The organism is Adlercreutzia shanghongiae (assembly GCF_035830635.1).
GTDB lineage: Bacteria > Actinomycetota > Coriobacteriia > Coriobacteriales > Eggerthellaceae > Adlercreutzia > Adlercreutzia shanghongiae.
The window spans coordinates 1-22,171 of the sequence record NZ_JAYMFI010000037.1 but is presented as its reverse complement, the minus strand read 5'-3'; the positions used below and the strand labels follow the sequence as shown (position 1 = coordinate 22,171).

Annotated in this window: 16 protein-coding genes; all 16 read right to left on the bottom strand. The window is 65.5% G+C overall.

Features of this window, described 5'->3' with window-relative positions:
* Positions 1 to 7 precede the first annotated feature (7 nt).
* On the bottom strand, positions 8 to 1,108 hold the full coding sequence (gene prfB / locus VJ923_RS11855) for a peptide chain release factor 2 (protein ID WP_326441748.1): 1,101 nt from the start codon (positions 1,106 to 1,108) through the stop codon (positions 8 to 10).
* Between the two features lie 175 nt (positions 1,109 to 1,283).
* On the bottom strand, positions 1,284 to 4,112 hold the full coding sequence (gene secA / locus VJ923_RS11850; RefSeq protein ID WP_326441746.1) for a preprotein translocase subunit SecA: 2,829 nt from the start codon (positions 4,110 to 4,112) through the stop codon (positions 1,284 to 1,286).
* Between the two features lie 779 nt (positions 4,113 to 4,891).
* Entirely contained in the window at positions 4,892 to 5,836 is a 945-nt protein-coding gene (locus VJ923_RS11845; protein ID WP_326441744.1) for a hypothetical protein, read from the bottom strand.
* Positions 5,837 to 7,292: 1,456 nt separating this feature from the next.
* Entirely contained in the window at positions 7,293 to 8,327 is a 1,035-nt protein-coding gene (gene cydB / locus VJ923_RS11840) for a cytochrome d ubiquinol oxidase subunit II (RefSeq protein WP_326441742.1), read from the bottom strand.
* 2 nt (positions 8,328 to 8,329) lie between these two features.
* The gene (locus tag VJ923_RS11835) at positions 8,330 to 9,874 is read right to left on the bottom strand and encodes a cytochrome ubiquinol oxidase subunit I (protein WP_326441740.1); all 1,545 of its coding nucleotides are present in this window, start codon (positions 9,872 to 9,874) and stop codon (positions 8,330 to 8,332) included.
* 213 nt (positions 9,875 to 10,087) lie between these two features.
* The gene (locus VJ923_RS11830; RefSeq protein ID WP_326441738.1) at positions 10,088 to 12,721 is read right to left on the bottom strand and encodes a bacterial transcriptional activator domain-containing protein; all 2,634 of its coding nucleotides are present in this window, start codon (positions 12,719 to 12,721) and stop codon (positions 10,088 to 10,090) included.
* 502 nt (positions 12,722 to 13,223) lie between these two features.
* Positions 13,224 to 13,709, bottom strand: a complete 486-nt coding sequence (rsfS, locus tag VJ923_RS11825; protein WP_326441736.1) for a ribosome silencing factor — start codon at positions 13,707 to 13,709, stop codon at positions 13,224 to 13,226.
* Between the two features lie 294 nt (positions 13,710 to 14,003).
* The gene (gene yqeK, locus VJ923_RS11820) at positions 14,004 to 14,642 is read right to left on the bottom strand and encodes a bis(5'-nucleosyl)-tetraphosphatase (symmetrical) YqeK (protein ID WP_326441734.1); all 639 of its coding nucleotides are present in this window, start codon (positions 14,640 to 14,642) and stop codon (positions 14,004 to 14,006) included.
* Positions 14,626 to 15,297, bottom strand: a complete 672-nt coding sequence (nadD, locus tag VJ923_RS11815; protein WP_326441732.1) for a nicotinate-nucleotide adenylyltransferase — start codon at positions 15,295 to 15,297, stop codon at positions 14,626 to 14,628. Before nadD ends, yqeK begins: the two co-directional genes overlap by 17 nt.
* Before the next feature lie 5 nt (positions 15,298 to 15,302).
* Positions 15,303 to 16,592 (bottom strand): glutamate-5-semialdehyde dehydrogenase, encoded by a 1,290-nt coding sequence (locus tag VJ923_RS11810; RefSeq protein ID WP_326441730.1) that lies wholly within the window; start codon positions 16,590 to 16,592, stop codon positions 15,303 to 15,305.
* A 10-nt stretch (positions 16,593 to 16,602) separates the two neighbouring features.
* Positions 16,603 to 17,736: a glutamate 5-kinase gene (gene proB / locus VJ923_RS11805; RefSeq protein WP_326441728.1), complete on the bottom strand. Its 1,134-nt coding sequence runs from the start codon at positions 17,734 to 17,736 to the stop codon at positions 16,603 to 16,605.
* Positions 17,736 to 19,133 carry a GTPase ObgE gene (gene obgE, locus VJ923_RS11800; RefSeq protein WP_326441726.1) on the bottom strand — a complete coding sequence of 466 codons (1,398 nt, stop codon included), beginning with the start codon at positions 19,131 to 19,133 and terminating at the stop codon, positions 17,736 to 17,738. The genes proB and obgE overlap by 1 nt, the downstream gene beginning before the upstream one ends.
* A gap of 354 nt (positions 19,134 to 19,487) precedes the next feature.
* Positions 19,488 to 19,748, bottom strand: a complete 261-nt coding sequence (gene rpmA, locus VJ923_RS11795) for a 50S ribosomal protein L27 (RefSeq protein WP_275208079.1) — start codon at positions 19,746 to 19,748, stop codon at positions 19,488 to 19,490.
* 22 nt (positions 19,749 to 19,770) lie between these two features.
* A complete protein-coding gene (gene rplU / locus VJ923_RS11790) occupies positions 19,771 to 20,091 on the bottom strand; it encodes a 50S ribosomal protein L21 (RefSeq protein ID WP_326441722.1) in 321 nt (106 codons plus the stop codon).
* Positions 20,092 to 20,283: 192 nt separating this feature from the next.
* The gene (locus tag VJ923_RS11785) at positions 20,284 to 21,885 is read right to left on the bottom strand and encodes a YfcC family protein (RefSeq protein WP_326441720.1); all 1,602 of its coding nucleotides are present in this window, start codon (positions 21,883 to 21,885) and stop codon (positions 20,284 to 20,286) included.
* Positions 21,886 to 21,995: 110 nt separating this feature from the next.
* A partial coding sequence (locus VJ923_RS11780) for an arginine deiminase family protein (RefSeq protein ID WP_326441779.1) occupies positions 21,996 to 22,171 on the bottom strand: 176 nt, incomplete at its 5' end.

Below are 22,171 nucleotides of genomic sequence, written 5' to 3'. Positions count from 1 at the left end.
TATGGCACTATGAGTTGGCTACACGCCACGTATGATACCCGATGATGAAGGGTTCCAGGGCGCCGCCGAGGACGGCGTCCACATTTCCCGTCTCAATGCCGCTGCGCAAGTCCTTCACCAGCTGGTACGGGAACAGCACGTAGTTGCGAATCTGGCTGCCGAAGGAGTTCTCCCTGCGCTCGCCGCGCAGCTCGTCCAGCTCGGCCTGGCGCTTGCGCTCCTCCAGCTCGTAGAGCTTGGCGCGCAGCACGCGGAAGGCGGCCTCCTTGTTCTGCAGCTGGCTCTTCTCGTTCTGGCAGGTGACCACGATGCCCGTGGGCTCGTGGGTGAGCCGCACGGCGGAATCGGTGGTGTTCACGCACTGGCCGCCCGGACCCGAGGAGCGGTAGACGTCCACGCGCACATCGGCGGGGTTCAAATCCACCTCGATGTCGTCGGAGATGACCGGCAGCACCTCCACCGAGGCGAAGGTGGTCTGACGGCGCTTCTTGGCGTCGGTGGGACTGATGCGCACCAGGCGGTGGATGCCGATCTCGCTGCGCAGCATGCCGTAGGCGTAGCGGCCCTCGATCTGAATCGTGGCCTTGTCCAGCCCGATGCCCTCGCCGGGCACCAGGTCGAGCACGGTGACCTTCCAGCCCTTGTCCTCGGCGTAGTGGACGTACATCTGGTAGAGCATCTCGGTCCAGTCCTGAGCCTCAAGGCCGCCCTGGCCGGGATTCACCGTGAGGATGGCGTCGCCCGCGTCGAACTCGCCGGAAAACCACGACTCCACCTCCAGCTGGTCGAGCAGCTCGGTCAGCTCGGAAGCGGCCGTCTCGGCCTCGGCGGCGAAGGCCTCGTCATCGCCGGCCAGCTCCAGCGCCGCGGCCGCATCGTCCAAAAGCCCGCAGGCGCGCTCGTAGTCCTCGATGGTGGCGCGCACATTCGCGGCCTTCTTGGAGACCGCCTGGGCCGCCTCCGGGTCGTTCCAGAAATCGGGGCTCGCCGTCTGCTCGTTAAGGGCGGCAAGCTCTGCGCGCTTCTCGTCGATATGAAGGAAGGAGAAGGCGTCCTCCACCCGGGCGGCCGCCTTCTCGATATCTTTCTGAATGTCTTTCAGTTCCATGCCTTGCCTGCTTTTCCTTGAAGCTCTCCCGGGGCGGAACCGCCGGGTGCCTTGACTCGCTCAAACAGTCCTCGCTTTGCGAAACAGGACATTGAGTCCTGTTTCAGTCGCTGCGGAACTCGCTCGGTCAAGACACCCGCCGCTTCCGCTTTACTCAACCATTATCGAGCGGGCGTCAAAGGTTCTGGCCGTGACACTTCTTGAACTTCTTGCCCGAGCCGCAAGGGCAGGGGTCGTTGCGGCCCACGTTGGCGTAGGGGTCTTCCTTGTCCTTCACGTAGGTCTGGGGCTTGCCGGCAGCGGGGCGCGGCGCGGCGGGGGGCATGCCGGAGGCGGCGCGGGCAGCGGCGGCGTGGCGGCCGCGGATGGCCGACTCTTCCAAAGCCTGCTCCGGGGCCGAGTAGCTCATCTTGCGGGCCAGCGGGTCCTCCCCTTCGTCGAGGGCCGCATGGGCCGGGCGCTTGGCGCCCTCGGGGCCCGGCTCGGCGGGCTTGGCGGCAATCTCCAGGCGCAGCAAGGTGCGCAGGTAGTCGTCGTACATCGAGTTCGTCAGGCTCTGGAAGGCGTTGTAGGCCTCGTTCTTGTATTCTACGAGCGGGTCGCGCTGGCCGAAGGCGCGCAGGCCGATGCCGGTCTTCAGGTAGTCCATCTCCTGCAGGTGCGCCATCCAGCGCGTGTCGATGATGCGCAGCATCACCTGGGCCGACAGGTTCTCCATCAGCTCGCTTCCCAGCTGCTCGCTTTTCTGCTCGTAAATCCAGGTGAGGAACTCGTTCAGCGCATCGGCGACGTTCTCGGCGTCGTCCTCGTGGTCGAGCTGCTCCACGGTAAAGTCGTTGCAGCCGGTCATGTTCGCGGCCCACAGGTCGATGGCCTTCACGTCCCAGTCGTCGGAGGCGGAGTTGCCCGGGCAGCACTCCCCCACGATGGCGTCCACCGCGTCGCGGATGATGCCGGGGATGCGGTCGGTCATGGACTTGCCGTCCAGAATGGCATTGCGCTCCTCGTAGATGGCCTTGCGCTGCAGGTTCATCACATCGTCGTATTCCAGCACGTTCTTACGGGCGGCGAAGTGCATGCTTTCCACCTGGCGCTGGGCGCTCTCGATGGATTTGGACACCATGCCGGCCTGGATGGGCATGTCGTCTTCCTGGTTGGTCTTCTCCATCATGTGCGCGATGGAGTCCATCTTCGAGCCGCCGAACAGGCGCATGAGGTCGTCTTCCAGCGACAGGTAGAACTGGGTCACGCCCGGGTCGCCCTGACGGCCGGCACGACCGCGCAGCTGGTTGTCGATGCGGCGCGACTCGTGGCGCTCGGTGCCGATGACGCACAGGCCGCCCGCAGCGAGCACCTGCGCCTGCTCTTCGTCGCAGATCTCGCGGGCGCGGGCGAGGGCCGCCGCGCGGTCGGCCTCGGTGGGAATGCGCCCCAAGGCGTCCTCGTCGCCCGCCTCGGCCTCCGGGTCAAAGCCGCGCTCGCGCAGGATGTCCTCGGCGAGCATGTCCGGCTCGCCGCCCAGACGGATGTCGGTACCGCGGCCGGCCATGTTGGTGGCGATGGTGACAGCGCCCAAACGACCCGCCTGGGCCACGATGTGGGCCTCGCGCTCGTGGTGCTTGGCATTCAGGGTCTCGTGCTTGATGCCGCGCTTGTCCAAAAGGCGCGAGAGCTTCTCGGAGTTCTCGATGGACACGGTGCCGATCAGGCAGGGCTGCCCGGCGGCGTGACGCGCCGCGATGTCGTCGGCCACGGCGTTGAACTTGCCGTCCACCGTGCGATAGACCAAGTCGTTCTCGTCGTTGCGGACGACCGGCTTGTTCGGCGGGATGGCCATGACCGGCAGCTTGTAGATCTGGCGGAACTCCGCGTCCTCGGTCATAGCGGTACCGGTCATGCCGGAGAGCTTGTCGTAGAGGCGGAAGTAGTTCTGCAAGGTGATGGTGGCCAGCGTCTGGTTCTCCTCGCGCACGAGCACGCGCTCTTTGGCCTCGAGCGCCTGGTGCAGGCCCTCGGAGTAGCGACGGCCCTCCATGATGCGGCCGGTGAACTCGTCGACGATCTTCACCTCGCCATCCATGACGACGTAATCCACATCGCGATGGAAGAGGAACTGGGCCTTCAGGGCCTGCTGCAGATGGTTCGCAAGCTGGCCGGACGGATCGGCGTAGATGTTCTCGATGCCGAGCATGACCTCGATCTTCTCAAGGCCGCTCTCCGTGGCGTTGATAGTGCGCTTGGCCTCGTCCATGTCGAAATCGACGCCCTCTTTGAGGCCGGGCATGACGCGGGCGAACTTCTTGTAGGTGTCGGCGGCCTGAGTGCCGGCACCGGAGATGATGAGCGGGGTTCGCGCCTCGTCGATGAGGATGGAGTCGACCTCGTCGACGATGGCGAAGTGGTGGCCGCGCTGCACGCGCGAGCTGCCGCGGGTGACCATGTTGTCGCGCAGGTAGTCGAAGCCGAACTCGGAGTTGGTGCCGTAGGTGACATCGGCCTCGTAGGCGGGAATCTTCGCCGCCGGGGGCATGCCGTTCTGGATGAGGCCGGTCTTCATGCCGAGGAAGCGGTAGATCTGGCCCATCCACTCGCAGTCGCGCTTCGCCAGATAGTCGTTGACGGTGACGATGTGCACGTTGTGCCCGGGGATGGCGTTCAGATAGCCCGCCAGCGTTGACACGAGCGTCTTGCCTTCACCGGTCTTCATCTCAGCGATCTGGCCCTCGTTCAAGGCCATGCCGCCGATGAGCTGCACGTCGAAGTGGCGAAGCCCGATGGTGCGCACACTCGCCTCGCGCACAGCGGCGAAGGCCTCGGGCAGCAGATCGTCCAGACTCTCGCCGGCCTGGTAGCGCTCGCGGAACTCAACGGTTTTGGCAGCGAGCTCTTCGTCGCTGAGCGCCTGGAACTCAGGCTCCAGGGCGTTGATCTTTTCTACCTTGGCCTGATAGCGCTTGAGCTGCTTGCCCTCGCCCATGGTGAGCAGTTTCGAGAGAAATCCCATAGGTTGCGTTTCCTTATCTGTGGTCGGCGACGTTGCTTCAAGGCTCGGCGAGCGCCTTCCCCGAATAGCTCCCGTCACCATGTGAAACGGCCCGTGCGGCCGCCTCGGTGCAAATCTGCTTCACTCTACCACAACGGGCAGATGGCAGCCGCAATTCCACAGGGACTGCAAGCCCACCGCCCCCATCCGCCCATCCATCCACCCATCCGCCCCTTCTCCTCCTCACCCCTTCGCCTTCCTCGCTCTCGCCCCTCGCCCCTTCGCCGCTTCGCCCGTTCGTCTCCTCGTCCCTTCCTCGCTCTCGCCCCTCGCCCCTTCGCTCTCGCCCCTTCGCTCTCGCTCTCGCCCCTTCGCTCTCGCCCCTTCGCCTCCCTCGCTCCCTATACCCCGCCAATCCCCGCATCTTCCGCCATTCGTCGCTTTCGACGCCCTCTTTACCTTCACCGCTCTTTTTGCCCCTTCCCCCTTCCCTCCCCCCGCTGCGTGAAACTTTTCCTCTCAATTTGCAAGAAAAGCCTGTTTGTTTGCACTTTCATGAAACATGAACGCGCTCAGATAAACCAGCTGTCGAAGCAGCCAAGACTCTCCACGTTATTGACCTGGGAATACTTCAACTCCCTTTTTCTATCTCAGATTCTTAAGCCGGCGCGACCGGCAAAAGCAAGAAGAGCCTGTCTAACAAAACGCTGTTTCGTGCAAATTTTCAGGAAAAACCTTTCGCGTCTTGAACAAAGGCTCGCCGCAACCCCCGTTCAAAAAGAATCCGTCGACGCAAAACGCTACAAGCCCTTCTTCAGCTCGCTTCGTAGGCGCATATGCACCTCTAGCTGCTTGGCATTCATGCGCCTCAGATACGTTCCCGATTCGCGGAAGGCGTGCACGACCGTCTCCTGGAACTCGAAGACGTTCGCCATCTGCCCACTGGTGATCGACCGCACGACATATCCGTTGGCGGCAAGAGCGCTGCGCCGCCGCGAGTCTTTGACAACGCGCTCGCCCGTGCCGTGATAAGCCGCGCTGTCGTATTCGAAGGCGACCTTATCATCCGGCCACACGATGTCGCACACCAGCGCGCTCGCCTGCGCAATACGCTCCGCGTCGGCGTTGAGGGAAACGGGATCGTTGAGCCTCGCCTGCGAGAGGCCAAGGCCGCCCAGGGCACGCGGCGTCGTTAAAAGCGCCGCCATCGACGTTTCAGCCGGAGAAGCTGATTTGGCCCGAACGCAACGGGCCGCTTTGCGCGCCTTTACCGCGCCATGGGCACCGCGAAGCTGCTGGGCAAAGGCAGCGAGCCGATTGGGCGTTGTGAGGGGGTGCCGCACCTGGTATCCGCTGCCCTCAATCGGATAGCACCCGCACAGCTCGTAGCCCAGCGCGAGCAGGGAGCCGAACGGCAGATGCTGCGCCAACTGGCAGAACACAAGCTCCGGCGCACTCACGAAAAGGTGCCTTCCCATTTTCAGGAAGGCCCCTTTGGGATAAGTCGCCATTCCGTGATGGCGGGCAATCGCCTTCGTCTGCCGCGTTCCGGGCGAGCGACGTATCAGCACGTGAAGGGGAAGCTCGCCCGGGTCGAGCGCGCGGCCCAAAGCCTCCTCGATTTCGTTCTTGCTCGAAGCCGGAGAGGTCAAAACCGAAGAGCCCGCGAACAATCGAGCCGGCAGACCGTCCACTTGGTTGATTCTGCGCGCATGGAACTCTTGGAGGGAAATGGGATTGGCCATAGACCACAGCCTCCAAAACGCCAAAGCGCTCACATGTGAGAGATATACCGATTTCACAGTCCTCGCCTCCTCGTGACCCTTCTCCGCTAGGCCCCTCTTGAGTCTTGCTCCTCGCCCCTTAGTCCCATGCCTCGAACCCCATTGGAGCTTTTGCAGGGTTCCTTCAGAGTCCCCTCTTGCGGCCCCATTGGGGCTTTTCGGAGGGTTCCCTTGCGGCCCCATTGGGGCTTTTCGGAGGGTTCCCTTGCGGCCCCATTGGAGCTTCCTCTTCGCAACCTCCCTTAGAGCCCTTTTCTCGCAGGCCCGCTGGAGCTTTTCCGCGACTCCTTTAGAGCCCTCTCTCGCGGTCCCATGAGGGCCTTCTTTTCGCAGCTCCTCAAGAGCCTTTTCTCGAAGCCCCTTTTCTGCTTGGGGGAGCTAGTTTACGCGGTTTCGCCAACATCCTAACGCGCCGCAGACAACCCGACCGAACATCCATTCATGAGCAGAATTATCACGTTTCGTGAAAGCATCCGGCAATGGCTAGCCCTTCCAGAAGCCAGCAAACCCCCTTCCGCTCTGCGGACAGAACCCCTTTAGGCCGCGACACGCTACTCCAGCGAGCACACGCTATTCCGGCCAGCACGCTCAATTTGGGCTAGCACGCACTATTCCGGCGACACGCACTATTCCAGCGAGCACACGCTATTCCGGCCAGCGCACGCTATTCCTGCCAGCGCACGCTATTCCTGCGATCACACGCTATTCCTGCGACACGCACTATTCCAGCGAGCACACGCTATTCCAGCGAGCACACGCTATTCCGGCTAGCACACGCTATTCCGGCCAGCACGCACTATTCCGACAAGCACGCTCTATCTGGGCGAGAAATATCTCTCTTTTTTGCAGAAAAAATGCGATTGTTAGACATTCGCGAAATGGACAGCAGCATTCGACACCATTAGCGAGCCGCATCCTTCACCCCTTGCACCACTCTGAGCTGGCCTTTCTCGCAAACGACACTACCTCGCAGTTTGCTCGACGCCGCTTCTCAACCTTAAAAGTGCAAACAATCGCCCTTTTTCTGCAAAAAACAGCGAGAAACTTTTCCCGAAAAGCACGAGGAGGGGAAGCAGAAGGGCAGGAAGGGGAAGGGGCGGGAATGAAGCTGGAGGCGGAACCGGTAAAGGAGAGGAGCTGGAACCGGTAAAGGAGAGGAGCTGGAACCGGTAAAGAAGAGGGATGGAACCGGGAAGGGAGCCGGACGAAGGAGGGGAACAGGAGCGGGGAATCGGAGAGGAGGGTCCAGCTGGGAAGAGGGGTGGAGCGGACCGGGGGATAGAAAGCGGGAAGCCCTCACTGGAGCGGACCGGGGGATAGAAAGCGGGAAGCCCGCGCTGGGGCGGGCCGGGGTAGAAAGCGGGAAGCCCGCGCTGGGGCGGGCTTCCTTGGTTCGCTTATCGTCAAACGGCGACGCTTAGTATTCTTCCAAGTCGGCGGGGTTCACGCGGCCGCGGAAGGTGCGATAGATGACGACGTGGTAGACGAGCACAAGCGGCAATCCGATGCACAAGATGATGGTCATCCAGGTCAGCGACAGCTCGGAAGAGGCGGCGTTAGCCAGGGTGATGGCCGGGCCTACGGAATCGGCCGTGGCATTCACGAGCACCGGGAACATGGAGCAGGCCAGCAACGCCACAAGCGCGATCATGGCAGCGGACTGGGCCAAAAACGCCCTCAGATCGTCGCCCGCCGTCTTGCCCAGCACAAGCGAGGCAAGCAGACCCACCACCACAAGGGCGGCGAACAGCCAGCGCAAGATGCCCAGGCTCGGATCCATCTCCGGCCCGATGAGAGCCAGCGCGTACACCGACACGACGACGAACAGCACGAGCGAGACCACCTGCAGCGGCAGGCGCAGAGAAGCGGCGCGCGCCTGAAGCTCGGAGGGCAGCGGCGCCTTAAGCGCGGCCCACGAGGCGCCGGCGGCCAAGAACATAGCCAGACCGAGCAAGCCCGTAAGCAGCGTAAAGGGCGTGATGAGGCCGATAAGCGGCACGCCGGCATAATCGCCGATGGCATCCATGGGAATGCCGGCGAAGATGTTGCCCACGGCCACGCCGAGCAGAAGCGCGGGAAGGAGCGAGCCCACGAAGAAGCACACGTCCCACAGCTTGCCCCAGCCGGGATCGCCGGCGCGGAACTCGAAGGACACGGCGCGCACGATAAGCCCGAACAGCACGAGCATCACGGCCAGGTAGAAGCCGGAAAACGTCGTGGCATAGGCGTTCGGGAAAGCGGCGAACAGGGCGCCGCCGGCTGTGAGCAGCCACACCTCGTTGCCGTCCCATACCGGACCGATAGCCCGACGCAGCACCGCGCGCTCCTCGTCGTTTTTGGCGATGAAGGGCGAGAGCACGCCAACGCCCAAATCGAAGCCGTCAAGGACGAAGTAGCCGGCGATGAGCACGAAGATGAGGAAGAACCACAGCACGCTCAGAAACTCGAACATGGCTACTCACCTCCCTTCGCGGGCGCGGCCTCGACAGGCGCATCGTCCGCCTCGGTCACGACGACCGCCACATCGCCCTCGCCATCGGCCGCCACGGCGACCACGGCTTGGGCACCCGCACCCGCGCCGGCATCGGCGGCATCGCCCAGCTGGCGGTCGAGCGCGGTGTCGCCCTCAACCACGGGCCCCTCCTTGATGAAGCGGCCGATAACGCGGGCCCAGCCGATGAGCAGCACCGCGTACACCAGCACGAACAGGCCCAGCGTCAGCCACAGCTCGGGCGCCGACACGGACATGGAGATGCCCTCGTCGGTGAGCAGCGACACGCCCTCGGGCCCGGTCACGCTCGGGTACACCACCCAAGGCTGGCGGCCCACCTCGGCGGTGATCCAGCCGGTCTGGATGGCAATGAACGGCCAGACGGGCGAAATCAGCGCCGCCCGCTGCAACCAGCGCATCTTCGCGATGCGGCCGCCCTTGAAGGTGAAGACGAGCACGAGAATGCTCGTTAGCATGATGAGCCCGTACATGGCCACCATGAGGTGGTAGCTCTGGAAGACGAGCCCCACGGGCATGTCCTCGACCACCATGTCGCCGTACTCCTCGGTCTGGGCGAGCTCGTTCAAGCCCGGATACTCGGTATCGAAGTTGCCCGTCGCCAAGAAGCTCGTGCCGCCGGGAATGGCGAAGGGCGCGATGACTTCCTGGCCCTGCTCGTCCACGATGCCCACGGCGTACAGCGGCGGCACCTCGGAGTCGTACATGCCCTCCATCATGGCGAGCTTGGTGGGCTGCTCCTCCCACACCACCACGGCCGAGGCGTGGGCGAACACGATCATGGCGCAGGACGTCACGATGCCCACCACCGCGGCGATGCGCATGGTCTTCATGGCGAAATCGGTGTTGCGGTTCTTCAGCAGATACCACCCGGCCACGGCCATGGCCACGAAGGCGCCCATGATAAGCAGGGCATCAACCGTGTGGGTGTAGCGCGCGAAGATGGAGGGGTTGAAAGCCGCAGCGAAGAAGTCGGTGATGACCGCTTCGGTGCCCTCGGCGTTCAACTCGCCGCCGGCCGGCGTCTGCATCCACGAGTTCGCGATGAGAATCCACAGGGCCGAAAGACAGGAACCGGCCCAGACGAGCCAGGACGACACCATATAGAACTTCGGGCTCACGCGGTCGCGGCCGAAGAGCAGAACACCCAGAAAGACCGATTCCAAGAAGAAGGCGAACAGGGCCTCGGCGGCAAGCGGCGCGCCGAAGATGTCGCCGACGAACCGCGAGTAGTTCGCCCAGTTGGTGCCGAAGGAGAACTCCATGGTAATGCCCGTAGCCACTCCGATGGCGAAAGTCGCAGTGAAGATCTTCACCCAGAATTTCGTCGCCGCAGCGTCCTCCGGCTTGCGCGAGCGGTAATAGCGGGTCTCGTTGATGGCCAGAATGAGCCCCAGTCCGATGGACAGCGGCACGAACAGGAAGTGGTAGGCCACCGTCAGCGCGAATTGCACGCGCGAGAGCAGCGCCACATCAGCGAAAGCCTCCATTGCACACCCCCTTTCCTTGCGCGCCCGAAGCCCCAAGGCCCGTCATCGGGCGCAATCGAATGATGCTTCCATCCCTCAGCGGAATAGTCATCGTCCATAGTACTCCTCTTTTGCCCTCGCCAAGGTATCAAGGCTGTATCACTTCTCGCGTTTTCGCCCCTACCTACGCCCAGGGCCTCGCGCGTCGCTTTTGCGCGAGGCCCCGGGCGGGCTTTAAGCTTCCACGGGCAGCATCCTGCCCTCCAGCAGGGCGTCGTAGAGGGCCACGAGGCTCGGAGAGGGATCGAGGCCGAGGTGGTCGGCCAAGAAATCGCGGCAGCTGAAGAAGGTCTCCACGGCCGCCGAGCGCTGGTCGGTGGCCATCTGCGCCCGCATGAGCGCCGCATAGGCGTCCTCGCGCGTGGCGTTGCGGCGCAGGGCCTCGCGGGCGAACCACAGCGCACCCTGGGGCTCGCCTTGGGCCAGCAGGCGCCGGGAGGCGGCGAGCAGGCCGTCGACAAGCTCGGAGGCGAAGCGGCGGCGGAAGACGGCCAGCGCCTCGTTGCGCGGCTCGGCGGGCAGAAGGGGCGCGTCGAAGGACTCTTGGATGGTGAGCAGCGTGCGCTCCCAGGCCATGCTGTCGTTGGCGGAGCCGAACAGCAGCTGGCGGTTCAAGCGCTCGAACTCTTCCACATCGCTTGTGAACAGCGAGGCGTCCAAACGACAGCCATAGCGGTCGCGCAGCAGGTAGGGGCAGCGGCCGTTCTCGGCGAGCACCTCCCACAGATCGCTCCACACCCGGTAGAAGTTCTTCGCTCCCGTCCGCGGGTTGGTGGCCGGCCACAGCATCTCCGCCAAGCGCTCGCGCGTGAGCTCGCGCCCGCGGTGCAGGGCCAAAAGCGCCAGCAAGAGCCGCGCCCGGTTATGCTCGAGAAACGTACGGGTCAAGTCGCGCTCCCCCACCGCCACCTCCATCGAGCCGAACAGGCGCAATCGCAGCAGCGGCACCGTTTGATCGCGCACGGCGAGGGACTCTTCGGCCAGCGAGGCGCGGGCCGGCGAGAAGGGGGCCGCCAGGCGGTCGCGCGCCAAGACCCCCTCCCGCTGCCCTGAGGCGCGAGCGCCCTTGCGCCGGGCGGTGCGGGCACGCCCCTCTTCGACGAACGCGGCGCGCATGGCGCAGGCCACAGGCTCGCTCAGCATGGGAATGCCGGCCGCAGCGAGGGCCTCGGCCACGCGATCGAGGGCCGCCGAGACGCGCAAGGCGCCGTAGCCGAGGCCCAGGCCCCGTCCGACGAGCGCCTCGAGAGCGCGATGGCATGAGGCCACCAGCCGCACCAGCTCCGGGCGGCCGAGCGCCTCGCTCTCCCTGCGCCGCTCGAAGAGCCCTTGGGCCTCAAGCTGCTCAACGACCAAGGCAGCGGCCAGCAGGCGCATCTCGAGCGTCTCGCGCGCACCTTCACTCCATGCCGAGGGCCCTTCGGCCTGGGCCGCCCACACCGCCAGCGGGTCGCGCTCCATGCGCGGGGCGAGGGCCAAAGCCGCGAGCAGGGCCAAGCGCCCCTCTTCCGTCTGCGCCGGCTCGCTATCGCCGCACTGGGCCAGCCACAGGGCAAGCTCGCCCTCCATCACCTCGCGGGTGGCGGCGTTTCCCTGGTCCCATCCGACCAAGGCCGCGGCGGCCCGCACGGCCTGCGAGGCGTCGGGCGCAGCCAGGACCCGCTGAGCGAAGGACACAGCGTGGGCGCGATTGCCCTGCTGGGCCCAGGCCCAGGCGAGCTGGGCATTCAGCACCGGGCGCCGGCCCACGTGCACCCTGTCCACCGAGTCGTACAAATCGCACACCTCAAAGGCGGCCCGGCCCCACAGCACCTCCCAGCCGTGCTCGACGAGCCAGCGGCCCTGCTCGGCGCGCCCGGCCAGCGCCTCGATGGCCCCCACCGCCCGACGACTCTCGCCGCGGGCGGCCAGGCGGCCGGCGATGAGGGCCGCCAGCTCGTCGCGATCGGCCAGCGGGGACGTGCGGGCCATGGCCTCAAGGCGCGGCGCGGCGGCCTTGCGCAGCGCCGCCATGGGCACCGCGAGCGCCGCGAAGGCGCCGGCGTCCTCATCGATGCCCGCGCAGGGGTAGGCGGCCGCCAGGTACTTCCACGCCGCGCTCCCCCGCTTGTCGCCGAGCAGAGCGCGGGCATCGTCCTCGTCTCCGCTCCCCAAGGCGAGCAGCGCCCACAAAAGCAGCTGGGCGTCGCCGGCAAGCCCGTCGCCGGCCAGGCCCTCCAGCAGCGCCGTCGCACCGCCTCCCCAGCGCACGCCGGGAATCCGGCGCTCCAAGGTCAACGGCTGGCGCACCCCCTTGCCCATAAGCGCGTCCGCCTCATCCTCCGCGGCGTCCACCAGCATCTCGCGCGGCTCCACCACAAGCGCGGCCGGGAACAGATCGCGCAGGGCGTCGCGGGCCGGGGTCGTTGTGACGAGCACCTCGCAGCCGGCATCCAGAAGGCAGTCGATCTCGCCGGCCAAGCGCTGCGCGCGCTCGTCGGAGAGCTTCGGCAAATCGACGATAACCACCAGCCGCGCCTCCGCATCGGCCGCCAGCACCTCCCCGGCGATGACGGCGGCGTCGATGTCCCTCAGAAAACAGGGCGAGGCGCCGTTTATCCAGAACACGTGCATGAAGTCGAAGGCCATGAGGGCATACTCGAAGGCGACAGCGGCCTTGCCGAACTCATCGGGCGCCTCGATGATGCGCAGGACGCGCCTCTCGGCCATCAGGCGGGACACGAGCCGAGGGCGCGATACCAAGCGGTCTAAGGCAACGGAAGCAGGACGATGGCCCCTGCAGGCGCTCTGGCGGATAAAACGGTTCATGGGCGTTCCCCTCTCTGCGGTTTCGTCAATTGCGAAGCGCAGGATAGGAGCGGGGGCGCCGGCGGGCAACAGGCAAGGCGCCCCGGCGCGATTCGGCCCCCTCATCTGAGCCGGACGCCGCCTCATGCGGCAACGCACGAGGATGTCGGAAAGCCCCGCGCAGCATTCCCGCAGGCGCGTCGGGGCGGGGCGGGCACCACCGGAAAGCACCAGGAAACAAGGGCGCCGGAGCAAAGGGCGACGACGGCAGCTTCGCGCGAAGGCGGCGCAGCCCCCCGAGGCCCCGTTGCGCCAAAGCCGCAACAAGCCGCCAGGGCCGGGCGCCGCAAGAAGAGAAGCCCCGTCGCCGTTTCGCGACCCCGTCCCCACGATTCCTCCACGGTTTGCGGGAGAATCGCAGGGGCTCCTCCCCGATTCGCGGGAGAATCGAGGGCGGTCAAGCTCCGCACGCAAAAAAAGGGGGCCTGTTGCCAGGCCCCCGGACATGCGAATGCGCGTCTGGTTAGGAGAGCGACCCCGCCTTGGGCGATTCGGCCTCGGTGGCCAACGCCCGGGCCTCGTAAGAGAGCAGCTTCGAGATGCGCTCGGAGTACTGCAGGTTCTCAAGCCCCGCCTCGGCGGCCAGATCCACCACCGGCGCGTCGTTCCACAGCGCTTCCAGGCGGTAGTACTCGCGGGTCTCGGGCATGAACACGTGCACGACGATGTTGCCGTAATCCAGAAGCGACCAGCTTCCATCGGGAGACATCTCGCGATGGGTGGGCTTGATGGACGCATCCTCGCGCAGCTTGTCCTCGATCTCGTCGATGATGGCGTCCACCTGGCGGGAGTTGGCGGCCGTGGCGATGATGAAGTAATCGGTCACGCCGATAAGCTCGCGCACCTCCTGCACCATGATGTCGGTGGCCTTCTTCTCATCGGCGGCCTTCGCGGCGATAAGCGCGCACTCGCGCGAGAAGGCGGCCTGCTTTTCAACGGCGTCGGTCATATCTATCCTCACTTTCGAGAAGTTGAATTTCGCGTGCATACCTTAGCACATATCCCTCCGGAAAGAGTCTCGGGAGGGGGTGCGCGGAGCCCGCTTCGCTCATCTCCCCCTGCGAACGCAGTTAAGGGAAATAGCGGAAGGAACGCACACCGGTCGGCACTATCCCAGCGCGCTTGCTGCTGAAGTGGAAGCTATTTCTTTAAATTACTGCGTTCTCCGGGGGCGCTCAGAGGTCTCCGCGTACCCCCTCCCGAGCCTCTTCCCTGCTCTTCCTCTGGGCCCCAACGTCGTCGGTTAGGGTCGGCCCCAGGGGATGGGGTCGGGGTTGGCCTCGGAGAGGAAGACCTCCTGCTCGGGCATGTATGAGTTCCAGATCTCGGTGGTGCGCGAGTACATGGGATGGCGGCGCTCCATGATGAGCAGCACCCAGTAGGCGTACACGTCCAAGAACAGCTCGCGCAGATTCGATTTTCCAACCTGCTTGCGGAGCTTCTCCACGGTTTTGCCCTTGCGGCCAGGCTCCAGCGCGTCGGCGATGTAGACGATCATATCCGAATCGCTCATGTCCACATCTCCCAAGGTATGGCGCTCGATGGCAGCGAGCACCTCGGGCGGCAGCTCGGGGAACTCGCGGCCCAAGGCCTCGGCGGCGGTAAGACCGTGGAGCACCCGCGGCATGGCGACAAGCTCGTCGGTCAGCTCCATGCCCAGCTCGTCGGCGCGAGCGAGAATGCCCGGGTCGTCGTAGCCCTTGTCCCAGTCGTGGAGCAGGCCCGCCACCCGCGCCGCCGTCTCGTCGGCGCCGTAGATGCGGGCCAGCGACGCGGCCGTCTCGGATACGCCGAGGCTGTGCTTGAAGCGGTGCGGCCCCACGCGGTCCTCAAGCTCGGCGCGGCGCGCCTCGTAAAACTCCTCGCTACGCCAGTCGGCCATGGTCGAGCTCCTCTCGGTACAAATACTGCTCTTCAATCATCACTCGCACCGGCTCGGGCACGAGATAGCGGATGGTGCGCTCCTCCGACACCCGACGGCGGATATCGCTTGACGAGATATCCAGCGCCGTCGCGGCGAAGGGCCGGATATCGAAGCCGCGGGCGGACAGGTCCGCGAGCGCCGCCGCGTCAAGCTCGTAGCCCGGACGGGCAGCGACGCCGAAGGCGGCAAGGTCGGCCAGCGCCCCGCTCTCCCGCCAGCGCGGGAGGGTAAGGGCCGCATCGGCACCCGTGATGAACACGAGCTCGACCTCATCGGGCAGAGCCGCGCGCAGCGCGCGCAGGGTGTCGGCGGCATAGGTGACGCCCGGGCGCTCCACTTCCAAAGCGCTCACGGCGAAAGCGTCGTTTCCGGCAACGGCGGCGCGAAGCATCGCAAGCCGCAGCTCGCCATCGGTAACGGGGCGGTCGAGCTTGAAGGCGGGACGTCCCGTCGGGATGAACAGCACCGCGTCCAGCCCCAGCGCCTCGCGGGCCTGCTCGGCGCAGACGAGGTGCCCCCCATGCACCGGATCGAAGGTGCCGCCCATGATGCCCAAGCGCCCCAGCTCGCCGGCACGGGCGCGCTCGGCCAGGGCCTCCACCGCCCCATCCACAGCGTCTAGGCCCTCACCTGGCCCGCGCCGCGCAGCACGTACTTGTAGGACGTGAGCGCGTCGGCGGCGAAGGGCCCGCGGGCGTGAATCTTCTGGGTGGAGATGCCGATTTCGGCACCGAGGCCGAACTGCCCGCCGTCGGTGAAAGCCGTAGAGGCATTGGCGTAGACCGCCGCCGCGTCCACCTGGGCGAGGAAGGCCTCGATGGCCTCCTCGTCGGCGGCGACGATGGCCTCGGAATGCTTGGTGCCGTAGCGATTCACGTGATCGATGGCCGCCTGCAGCCCTTCCACGCAGGCAACGGCAAGCTCCGGCCCGAGGTACTCGGTCGCCCAATCATCCTCGGTGGCAAGCACCGCATCGGGGTTCTCCCCCGCCGTGGCCAGCCCCGCCGCCTCGGCAACGGCCAAGGCGCGGGCATCGGCGTGAACGAGCACGCCGGCCTCTTGCATATCCTGCAGAATGGGAGGGAGCACCGCATCGGCCGCCGCGTCGTCCACCAGAAGCGTCTCGGCGGCGTTGCACACGCCATAGCGGCGGCACTTCGCGTTCTTGATGATGGCCCGCGCCATCTCAGGGTCGGCCGAGGCGTGCACGTACACATGGCAGTTGCCCGTGCCCGTCTCGATGACCGGCACCTTGGCGTGCTCCACGCAATGGCGGATGAGCCCCGCGCCGCCGCGCGGGATGAGCACGTCCACCAGGCCGTGCAGGCCCATGAGCACATCGGTGGCCGCCCTATCGGTGGTGGTGACAGCGCAAATGCTGCCCTCGGGCAGACCGGCTTTGACCGCCGCGGCCGCCAGCACATCGGCGATGACCTCGTTGGAGCGGGCCGCCAGGCTGCCGCCGCGCAGGATGCAGGCGTTGCCGGACTTCACGCAGACGCCGGCCGCATCGGCGGTCACGTTGGGCCGGGCCTCGTAGACCATGGCCACCACGCCCAAAGGCACCGACACGCGGCGCAGACCGATGCCGTTGTAGAGGGTCGACTCCAGCGACACCACGCCGAGCGGGTCGGGCAGGGCCGCCACGTCTTCCAACGCGTCGGCCATGGCGTTCACACGAGACTCGTCCAGCATCAAACGATCGAGCAGGGCCTCGGAGGTGCCCGCCTCGCGGGCCGCCGCCATATCCTCCCCGTTGGCCGCCACGATGACCGCGGCCTCGTCGCGCAGCGCCTTCGCCATGGCGACAAGCGCCCCGTTGCGCTCGCCTTCGCTCGTCACGGCCAGCTTCACGCTCGCCGCCTTGGCGAGCCTCGCCAGCTCGCGCACTTCCTCTTCAAGGATCATACGAGTGCTCCTATTCGAACAGAACCAGCTCGTCGCGGTGAATGACCGGACGGTCGGCCAGAATGGACAGGATGGCGTTACTCGCCACCTCCTCGCGGCTGCGCCCGCAGGCCAGCTTCAGAAGGTCGCTTGCCGCCGCCGCGCGTCCGCGGGCGAACACATGGCCCGCCTCGTCGGCCACGTCCACGATATCATCGAGCCCGAAATCGCCCGACACGGCGCGCACGCCCACGGAAAGGAGCGATTTGCCGCGCTCTACCAGGGCATCGCGCGCGCCCTCGTCCACCATGATGGTGCCGTGGACGGAATCGCCCAGGGCGATCCAGAGCTTCTTCGCCGTGATCTCGTGGGGCCTGCCGGGCGCGGTGAACAGCGTGCCCACCGACTCGCCTGCCGCCGCATCCACGATGCAGCCGGCACGGCGCCCCTGGGCTATGACCATGGGAATGCCCGCGGCCATGAGCACCCGGGCCGCCTTGATCTTCGTGATCATGCCGCCAGAGCCCACGCCGGACACCGCGCCGCCCGCCGCCGCCAGGATCTCGCGGCCCACGCGGTCCACCACGGGAATGAGCGTGGCCGCAGGGTCGATCTGCGGATTGGCCGTGTACAGGCCGTCGATGTCCGACAAGATGACCATGAGGTCCGCATCGATCAGGCAGGCGACCAGCGCCGCCAGAGTGTCGTTGTCGCCGAAGCGAATCTGCTCGACGGACACCGTGTCGTTCTCGTTCACGATGGGCACCACCGACAGCTCCAAGAGCCGGTTCAGCGTATCGCGGGCATGCAGGTAGGCCGTGCGGTCCGCCGTGTCGCGGCGGGTGAGCAGCACCACCGAAGTGAGCATGTCCCGGGCGCCGAAGGCCTCGGCGTAGGCCGTGGAAAGGGCGCTTTGGCCCACGGAGGCCGCCGCCTGAAGGCTCGGCATGTCCGTCGGGCGCTTGGCGATCCCCAAGGCCTCCAGGCCGCAGGCGATGGCCGCCGAGGTGACGACCACCACGTCCCACCCCGCCGCGCGCACCCGCGCGACCTGGTCGGCCAGGTCGCGCAGAAACCCGTAGTCGATGGAGCTCTCGGAGGTGGTGAGCGTGGCCGAGCCGATCTTCACCACCAGGCGCTTGCGCGCGCCGTCTGTCTCGCTCATTAGATGTCCAACTCCTGATAGATGTCCTCGGCGCCGGCAGTGGGAGATTCGAAGGCGAAGGAGAAGCCGAGGATGCGCACCTCGTCGCCGTCGCGGGCGCCGGCCTTCTCCAGGGCCGTGTCCACGCCCATGCGCTTGAAGCGGTGCTGGAAGAAGGCCACCGCCTCCTCGTTCTCCCAATCGGTCTGCACCACCATGCGCTCCACCTGCACGCCCTTCACGCGCCACGCGCCATCGCCCTCGGGCAGAATGTCGAACCGCTTCTCGCGGGCCTCGCGGCGCAGCTCCCACACGTGGTCGTACTGCAAATCGGCCGCTGCCGCCTCGCGGGCCGCCTCGCGCAGATCGTGCACCTTGGTGGCGATGGCCGCCTTCAGCGAGTCCACGCCCGCACCGGTCAGCGCGCTGATACGGTAAAGCTTCGGGTCGATGGGGCTTTCCACGAACTCGTTGCCCCCGGCCGCGGCGATGGAATCCTCGCGCACCCGCTCGGCCAGGGCCGCACAGGCCTCCTCGGTCCCGGGCACGTCGATCTTGTTCGCCACCACGATGCGCGGACGGCTCGCCAGCTCATCGGCGTACAGGCCCAGCTCGTTTTTGATAATCTCGTAATCCTCGAGCGGATCGCGCCCCTCCCAGTCGCCCGTAAGGTCGACGATCTGCACGATAAGGGCCGTGCGCTCGATATGGCGCAGAAACTCATGCCCCAAGCCCTTGCCCTCGTGGGCGCCCTCGATGAGCCCGGGGATGTCCGCCACCACGAAGGAGAGGTCGCCTGAGGTGGCCACGCCCAAATTCGGCACCAGCGTGGTGAACGGATAGTCGGCGATCTTCGGCCGCGCCGCGCTCATCTTCGCGATGAGCGAGCTTTTGCCCGCAGACGGCATGCCCACCAGCGCCGCGTCGGCCATGAGCTTCATCTCCAGCTCGATCCAGCGCTCTTCGGCCGGCTCGCCCAGCTCGGCGAAGGCCGGCGCGCGACGCGTGGAGGTGACGAAGTGGATGTTTCCGCGGCCGCCCATACCGCCGCGGGCCACCGTGACCGCCTCGCCGTCGTGGGTGAGGTCGGCGATCATCTCCCCCACGTCTCCCTCGTCCTCGAAGTACTCGCGCACCACCGTGCCCACCGGCACCTTCAGCACAAGGTCCTCGCCCGTGGCGCCGTGCATGCGACTGCCCCGGCCGTGGGTGCCGCGCTCGGCCTTGAAGTGGTGCTTGAAGCGGTACTCGATAAGCGAGGACACCGAGGCATCGGCCTGCACGACGACGTTGCCGCCATGGCCGCCGTCGCCTCCATCGGGACCGCCCTTGGGCACATGGGCCTCGCGTCGAAACGACATGCACCCGGCGCCGCCGTTGCCGCCCTTCACATTGATTCTCACCTTGTCTATGAACATAGGAACCCTTCCCTAACTGTCAGCATGCCGATTATCGCACAATCTGGCTGTGAACCTTGTGGGGAGGCGGTGGGAGCGCGTGCTCGCCGCCCGCTGATCGCGGTATCCCCCTCCGAACGCGGCAAAAGAAACAGCGAAAGGAACGCACATGAGTCGGTACCCTCCCAACACGATTGCTGCTGAAGTGGAAGCTGTTTCTTAACGGCCGCGTTCTCCAGGGGGCGATCAGAGGTCGTCGAGCACGCGCCCCCACCGCCTCCATGCAATTCTTACACGAATACAACAATGCCCCCTGGAAAACTCAGGGGGCATTGGCTTGCGCTATATGTTACGCAGTCGTTGAGACTGAAGCGTTTAGGCGGTCTGCTCGGCGGGGATCACGTGGATCTTGCGCTTGTCGCCGCGCGTGAACTTCAGCGTGCCGTCGCACAGGGCGAACAGGGTGTCGTCCTTGCCGCGGCCGACGTTCTCGCCGGGGTGGAAGTGGGTGCCGCGCTGGCGAACGATGATGTTGCCCGTCTTCACAACCTCGCCGGCGAACTTCTTCACGCCCAGTCGCTGTGCGTGGGAGTCACGACCGTTACGGGTAGAGCCCAAGCCTTTCTTGTGTGCCATGAGAGATTCCTCCTTTACCCGTTTACTCGGCCTTAGCCGTTCCGACGGATTCGATCTTGACGCGGGTCAGGTTCTGACGATGACCGCGCAGCTTCTTGTAGTTCTTGCGCTTCTTGAACTTGAAGACCAGCGCCTTGTCGCCCTTGAACTGCTCGAGCACCGTGGCGACGACCTTGGTCTTGGTGGCCTTCTCGGGGTCGGCCTCCACCTTGTCGCCGTCGACGACGCAGATGGCCTCAAGCTCCACCTTGTCGCCGGGCTCGACGTTGAGCTTCTCGATGTTGATCTTGTCTCCGGGGGCGACTTTGTACTGCTTGCCGCCCGTTTTCACGATTGCGTACATGTAAGTTTCTCCTTGAATGTGACTAAACGCAAGGCGATATCTTACCAGCGTGACCCACCCGCGTCAATGATTTTCTCCTACCTTTTCCCACCGTTCACCGACCATCTCCATATATAGATGCGGAAAGGGCGCCCCGCTCATGGGCGCCCTTCCGGAAGGATGACAGCCGGCAGGCTGTTATCGACGCGAATCTTAGGCAGCGCCAGGCAGAATGAGCATAGCTGCCGTAAGGATGATCATGCAGACCACGCCGAGCACGACGAACAGCTTGGCGCCGAACTTCAGCCAGGTGGAGTACTCGATCTTGGCCAGGGCCAGACCGCCCATGATGGCGCCGGAGGTCGGCGTGAACAGGTTCACGAGGCCGTTGCCGGCGGAGTAGATCATGACCATGGTCTCGACCGAGAAGTTCAGCTGGCTGGCCAGGCCGCCCATGATGGGCATGGACACCGTGGCCATGCCGGACGAGGACGGGATGAGGAACGACAGCACCACGTACAGCAGGAACGACAGCGGCGCGAAGATAATGGCCGACATACCCGCGAGCGCGTTGGCGGCGTTGTTCAGGATCCACATGTCCAGGCCCGTCTGAGCCATGAGCACAGTGATGGAACGGGCCAGCGCGATGATCAGCACGACGGACATCATGTCCGCGGCGCCGTTGATGAACGCCTTCACGAAGCGGCTCTCGGAGACGCCGCCGATAACGCCGATGATCAGCGCCATCAGCAAGAACCAGGTGGAGGCCTCATCGAAGTACCAGCCGCCCAGGGGCACGCCGGTCAGGAAGGACGACCAGGCGGGGGTGACTTCCTCCTCGGCCACAGCAACGCCCTCGAAGTCGCCCTCGACGGTCAGGGCCGTCTCGGTGGCCTCGTCATAGGTGGCGACGATTTCCTCGCCGCTGACCGGGGTGGCAACCTCCTCATAGGTGGCGCCCGCCTCGAACACGTTCACGTTCAGATCGGTCCAGGGAATGAAGGACACGATCATGACGACGAAGGTGAGGGCGAACACGATGAGGGACGCCTTCTGGCGACCGGTCATCTTCGGGGTGCCCGCGGCCTGACCGTCGGCAGCCTCTCCCTCGGACTCCTTCAGGCCCCACTCGTTCATCATGTCCTGCTGCTCCTGCAGGGACAGGAACGTGGAACCCTTGTCCTGCATGACCTTCTTGGCATAGCGCATCACGAAGATGATGGAGATGACCAGGGTCACGACCCACAGGATCAGGCCGAGCACGATGATGATGCCCTGGTTCACGGCGATACCCACGCCGGACAGCGCGTCAACGGCCACGCCCACGGCAAACGGGTTCACCGTAGAGCCCAGAACGCCGCAGCCGGCGCCCAGAAGGACGACCGCCGCACCGGTCAGGCTGTCGAAGCCCGCGGCAACCATGGTGGCGGCGAGCAGCAGGTAGAACGGAACCGTCTCCTCGCACATGCCGTAGGTGGAGCCGCCGATGGAGAAGATCGCCATCAGGATGGGGATGAGCACGAGCTCGTTGCCCTTGAGCTTGTGCACCAGCGCGGCGATGCCGGCATCCAGCGCGCCGGTCTCGGTCACGATGCCGAGGAAGCCGCCCAAGATCATAACGAACAGGCACACGCCGATGGCGTCCTGGAAGCCGAACACCGGAGCGGTGAGCACCCCGGAGAGCGTAGCGCCCTCGATACCCTCCACGCCGCAGGCGGACATGATGACGGTAACGACGGCGAGCACCACGAGGATGATCAGCAAAATAGTAAACGAAGAAAGGCTCGCGCGCTTCTTCTTCTTTGTCTCTGCCATGAGAATCTCCTTATGGGAGCGGGGCGGCCGACCCCTCCCTGAATACGGCCGCCCGATGAACAACGGGAGAGGCGGGACGCTGAAGCGCCCCGCCAGTAAGCCTTAGAGCCTTACAGCGCCTCGCGCCAGGCCGGCATGGACATGCAGCGCGGGCCGCCGCGGCCGCGGGAGAGCTCCGCGGACGGCATGACCAGGCAGTTGATGCCCTCCCTGTACAGCACGTCGTTGGTGACGTTGTTGCGCTGGTACACGACGACCGTGCCGGGGCGCACGCACAGCGTGTTGG

What these genes read in the sequence shown, in the direction of transcription:
- secA (WP_326441746.1), bottom strand. Translation starts at nt 4,112, where the DNA reads ATGGGATTTCTCTCGAAACTGCTCACCATGGGCGAGGGCAAGCAGCTC.
- obgE (WP_326441726.1), bottom strand. Translation starts at nt 19,133, where the DNA reads ATGTTCATAGACAAGGTGAGAATCAATGTGAAGGGCGGCAACGGCGGC.
- rsfS (WP_326441736.1), bottom strand. Translation starts at nt 13,709, where the DNA reads ATGACCGACGCCGTTGAAAAGCAGGCCGCCTTCTCGCGCGAGTGCGCG.
- proB (WP_326441728.1), bottom strand. Translation starts at nt 17,736, where the DNA reads ATGAGCGAGACAGACGGCGCGCGCAAGCGCCTGGTGGTGAAGATCGGC.
- VJ923_RS11835 (WP_326441740.1), bottom strand. Translation starts at nt 9,874, where the DNA reads ATGGAGGCTTTCGCTGATGTGGCGCTGCTCTCGCGCGTGCAATTCGCG.
- VJ923_RS11810 (WP_326441730.1), bottom strand. Translation starts at nt 16,592, where the DNA reads ATGATCCTTGAAGAGGAAGTGCGCGAGCTGGCGAGGCTCGCCAAGGCG.
- rplU (WP_326441722.1), bottom strand. Translation starts at nt 20,091, where the DNA reads ATGTACGCAATCGTGAAAACGGGCGGCAAGCAGTACAAAGTCGCCCCC.
- VJ923_RS11785 (WP_326441720.1), bottom strand. Translation starts at nt 21,885, where the DNA reads ATGGCAGAGACAAAGAAGAAGAAGCGCGCGAGCCTTTCTTCGTTTACT.
- yqeK (WP_326441734.1), bottom strand. Translation starts at nt 14,642, where the DNA reads ATGGCCGACTGGCGTAGCGAGGAGTTTTACGAGGCGCGCCGCGCCGAG.
- cydB (WP_326441742.1), bottom strand. Translation starts at nt 8,327, where the DNA reads ATGTTCGAGTTTCTGAGCGTGCTGTGGTTCTTCCTCATCTTCGTGCTC.
- rpmA (WP_275208079.1), bottom strand. Translation starts at nt 19,748, where the DNA reads ATGGCACACAAGAAAGGCTTGGGCTCTACCCGTAACGGTCGTGACTCC.
- VJ923_RS11845 (WP_326441744.1), bottom strand. Translation starts at nt 5,836, where the DNA reads ATGGCCAATCCCATTTCCCTCCAAGAGTTCCATGCGCGCAGAATCAAC.
- VJ923_RS11830 (WP_326441738.1), bottom strand. Translation starts at nt 12,721, where the DNA reads ATGAACCGTTTTATCCGCCAGAGCGCCTGCAGGGGCCATCGTCCTGCT.
- prfB (WP_326441748.1), bottom strand. Translation starts at nt 1,108, where the DNA reads ATGGAACTGAAAGACATTCAGAAAGATATCGAGAAGGCGGCCGCCCGG.